The 4,307-nt window shown below is 46.2% G+C and carries 1 protein-coding gene; it reads left to right on the plus strand.

Annotated features, from left to right (window positions below; genetic code table 11):
- Window positions 1-1,077: 1,077 nt before the first annotated feature.
- A partial coding sequence (locus tag ACQQ6X_RS03425) for a non-ribosomal peptide synthetase (protein WP_305168121.1) occupies window positions 1,078-4,307 on the plus strand: 3,230 nt, incomplete at its 3' end.

The following is a 4,307-nucleotide window of genomic DNA, read 5'->3' on the forward strand; positions in this document are numbered from 1 at the left end:
GAATAATGGAATAATACGGATTATTTATTCATTTTATGAAACCTATCAATTTGGAACTTATGTCCCATGTTAATCGGTTTTAAAGTTTGTATATTTAAAATAGCTAGAAAGTATTGGGAGATAAAAAGGGAAATAAGTATTTATTGTGAAATTTTGGACAACGAGAGGGTGCGGAAAATTTTTGTGGCGACTCAAATCGTGTCTTGGTTTTTGCAAACCATGATCCATCTGACTGGAAAATCCAGTTATTTTATTTCATTGGACATAAAAGTTTTGCCTAAAATGGCTTCATAAGTACATATGCTTTTCTTTTATAGACACTGTCTGGAAGCACGGGCTGTATCCAAAAATCATAGCAGTTGTAAAGACAAGACTGCAAGATTACCTGTCCATAGCGTCATATCCGGTAAATCCGTCCCACATTTTCCGTATTCCAAAGACACCTTCATTTGTATTCAGATTAACCTTTCACCGAAGAGCTTCGTTTGATACAGAGAACACCGGAAGAAGTACTGTATTCTTCCATGTACAAAATTAGGAAGTCATAAGCGCAGCCGTGAGTATTTTTCCGCTTTTTTCAGCTTAGAATTACGCTCTTAACCACGCTGCAGCAGCTCATGCGTCTCATAGTATCAATACCCTCCAGCCAATCAGATAGCACACATCACGATACACTACGTTGTTAACATTGCAGGCACCATTCTACAACCCTCCACCAAGATGCACTCACAGCATAATTCAAAACTGTTCCCATCTATGCACATATTCATACACTCAGAGTTGGAGTTTCTTCACGATGTCCGCCCAACTAAAAAAAGCTTGTACTGCGAAAGTGTGAGCGATGAAAAAAAGAGGTGCTTGTCTCGATAAAACCAACTTTCGAAACTTCGAGAGCTGAAGAGATACCAGCAGTATGTGTTCAGATCTCAATGGTATATCAGAAGTGGTCGCTTTTGCCGACCTTCATTGGCAATTCAATGCCGGAGAAAGGGCTCTCGCAGGATCATTCTTTGCCAAGGGATGGTCATCTAAGCAGAGTTACTTTTACCCATATCTATTTAGTGAGGAGAGATACGTATGACTCAGCACGATGTTCAATTGTTTGCACTAAGCCAGCCACAGCAACGTATTTGGTACACGGAGCTTCTGAACCCTAATCGAAACACATCAACACTTATTGCTACTGTAAAAATCAGGGGAACTGTTCGTATAGATGCATTGCAGCAAGCAATGAACCGGGTGATTGCCCAAAACGATGCTTTCCGTATCAAAATCACTGCTCAGGATGGAATTCCATATCAATATGTAGAGCCGTTCGCTGCCCAAAGCATAGAAACCCTTCAGATTACTCCGCAGGAAGCTGAGCTATGGGTGAGCCATCATAACGCCCAGCCGTTCCCTTTGCTGGATTCGCAGCTGTATCGGTTTGTTATCTTACAGCTGGGGGCAGAAGACACCTGGTTTAGTTTCAAGATGCATCATATTATTTCTGACGGCGCTACCATGGAGCAGGCCATTAATGAAATTACAGGAAATTATATGAATATTGTGCATGGTACAGGATTAGATACGCCAGTTCCGGCGAATTCATATCTTGATTTTATTCAGACGGAGCAGAGCTATGAGCAATCAGATCGCTATCAAAAGGACAAGACGTACTGGACGGAGAAATTTTCTGATTTGCCGGTGGTTACAGGTTTAAAATCATACAATCCGCATACTCTGAGCACGACTGCACGCCGGGAGAACTTTATATTGGAGCAGGAATTACATCATGGTGTTAAGGCTTTTTGCGAGGCGAACAACATTAGTATTTTTACATTTTTTTTGGCTGCTCTGTATATTTATTTGCATAAAATTACAGGAGAACAGGATTTAACCGTAGGTACATTGTATGCTAACCGTACGTTGAAGAAGGAAAAAAATACAATGGGTATGTTCGTCAGCACTGTGGCTACACGTCTTCGGGTCGAGCCAGAATCCGAGCTGTTCGCCTTCCTGCAGGGTGTTGGCAAGGAGCAGGCGTCCATTTTGCGGCATCAGCGTTATCCGTACAACAAAGTTATTCAGGATTTGCGTGAACAGCAGGGCGGGACGGATATTCACCGCCTGTTTGGCGTCACCATTCAGTACCGTACGCTGAGCTTTTCCCGGTTTGATGAAGCTGTTCAGCAGGTGGATACCGATTTCTGCGGAGATACGGTGAACGACTTTGATATTGCTATGATAGACAAGCTGGATGACGATAAACTTCTATTGCAATTGGATTATCGGACCGAACTGTTTAGCGAGCAGGAAATTGCTCGAATTATTCGACAATTTTTGAGTGTGGCCGAACATATGGTGCAGGGTCCACACAAGCGGATACAAGAATTGTCGCTGATTAGTGAGGAAGAACGGGCGCAAATCGTCGATGTATTCAATGCTACAGCAGTGGAGTATCCATACGAAACACGCATTCATGAGCTGTTTGAGGAGCAGGCAGAGCGCACACCGGATCATATTGCCGTAGCTTTGGGTCAACAATCATTAACCTATCGTGAGCTCAATGAGACAGCCAACCGATTAGCGCATACGTTACGGGATGCAGGGGTGAAACCTGATGAACCAGTTGGCATTTTGACAGAGCGCTCGCTGGATATGATTACGGGAACACTCGCCATTTTAAAGGCTGGAGGCGCGTATGTGCCAGTAGATCCCCAATATCCGGAGGACCGTATCCGTTATATGCTGAAGGACTCGGGAGCCAAGCTGTTGCTAGCTCAGCAGGATTTACTGGATCGTTGCTATTTTGACGGACAGATTGTCAATCTGAATGATGATACGTCCTACAGTGCAGATGTTTCCAATCTGGGTGTAGATGGAACGGGTGATCATGCTGCTTATGTCATTTATACCTCGGGTTCAACAGGTAAGCCTAAGGGTGTCGTGGTTGAGCACCATAGTGTCGTGCGCCTTGTCCGCAATACAGATTATGTGCCATTTGATGAATCGACCCGAATGCTGCAGACTTGCGCGTTTGTATTTGATGTATCTACGTTTGAAATTTGGGGCGCGCTGCTGAACGGCGGTCAGCTTGTTCTTGTTCATAAGGACGATCTTTTGGACGCGGCCAAACTTAAAGAGACGATACGGGATCATCGCGTCACCATGATGTGGCTGACTACACCGTTATTTAATCAGCTTTCACAGCAGGATAGTAAACTTTTCGGCGATGTGAAGTATTTGCTGGTTGGTGGTGATGTTTTATCTGCACCCCATATTAACAGGGTGCTGCGTGATAACCCGGACCTGAACATCATTAATGGCTATGGACCAACGGAAAATACAACCTTTTCGACGACGTATCACATTAAGGAAGAACAGCCGGATTCTGTGCCGATCGGACGTCCCATCCGCAATTCGACGGCGTATGTTGTGGATTCGTCATTTAACTTGCAACCGGTCGGAGCTTGGGGGGAGCTGGTTGTCGGCGGTGACGGGGTAGCGCGTGGTTATCTGAACCGTCCTGAGCTAACGGCTGAAAAGTTCATAGACAGTCCGTTCCGCAGTGGAGAGCGCTGCTACCGTACAGGCGATTTGGTTCGCTGGAATGAGGACGGGACGCTGGAATACAAAGGACGGATCGACGCACAGGTGAAAATCCGGGGCTACCGGATTGAACTAGGCGAGGTGGAAGCGCAGCTGTTGAAGCTGGAGGCGGTGCAAGAAGCCGTCGTCATTGCACATGAGGATGAACAGGGACAAAAACAGCTTTGCGCATATGTGGTCACCGTGGCGGATATCGCGGCAAGTGAGCTGCGAAGCGCTTTGAGTCAGGAATTGCCGGGCTATATGGTGCCGTCGTATTTTGTACAGATGGAACAATTGCCGTTGACACCAAATGGCAAAGTGGACCGGCGGGCGCTGCCGCAGCCGGAGGGAAGCGTCGATTCCGGCGAGAATTATGTAGCCGCTCGTAATGAGGTAGAGCGGACATTGGTATCCGTATGGCAGTCTGTACTGGGCATCGAACAGATTGGTGTTTTGGATAACTTTTTCCATTTGGGTGGCGACTCGATCAAGGGCATTCAGGTGTCTTCGAGACTGCTGCAAAATGGTTACAAGCTGGAAATGAGAGAGCTGTTCCAGTATCCGACGATTGCTGAGCTGAATGGACGGGTACAGCGGATGACCCGCATGTCCGACCAAGGAGAAGTCACTGGAAACGTGGCCTTGACACCGATTCAACATTGGTTCATTGAACTGCAGCCCTCCCATCCTGAACACTACAACCAGGCTCTAATGCTGCACCGTGAGGATCGTTT

It is taken from the genome of Paenibacillus ottowii, assembly GCF_050516475.1.
Taxonomy (GTDB): domain Bacteria; phylum Bacillota; class Bacilli; order Paenibacillales; family Paenibacillaceae; genus Paenibacillus; species Paenibacillus ottowii.